Genomic DNA, 507 nt, shown 5'->3' with positions numbered 1-507 from the left:
GACGATCACGCTCTTCTTGCGGCCTTCCTCGCCGAGTTCGGTTTCGAGGAATTCGCGCACTTCACGGCCGCGTTCGCCGATCAGCGCGACCACGGTCACGTCAACGTCGGCACCCTTGACCAGCATGCCCATCAGCGTCGACTTGCCGCCGCCCGCGGCCGCGAAGATCCCCATGCGCTGGCCTTCGCCGCAGGTCAGCACGGAGTCGAGCGCGCGCACGCCCAGCTCCAGCGGCTGGCTGATGATGCGCCGCTTGAGCGGGTCGGGCGCATCGGCGAACACCGGGTAGAACTTGCTGGCTTCGAGCGGGCCGCGCTCGGCTTCGTCGAGCGGCCGGCCGAGGCCGTCGAGCACCCGCCCCAGCAGGCCGAAGCCCACGGGAACGAGGTGGGCGCGGCCCGTGGGAATGACTTCGGTGGCCGCGGAAATGCCGTACATGTCGCCGATGGGCGTGAGCAGCGCCGCGTCGCGCGCGAAGCCCACGACTTCGGCCTTCATCTCGAAGTC

Annotated in this window: 1 pseudogene; it reads right to left on the bottom strand. The window is 69.6% G+C overall.

From position 1 onward, the window contains the following. A pseudogene (locus D3H34_RS33800) lies at nucleotides 1–507 on the bottom strand (EscN/YscN/HrcN family type III secretion system ATPase); the annotation flags it as partial.

This window comes from Acidovorax cavernicola (genome assembly GCF_003581445.1).
Note: the sequence above shows the minus strand (reverse complement) of the source record. Positions and strands in the feature narration are given on the sequence as shown.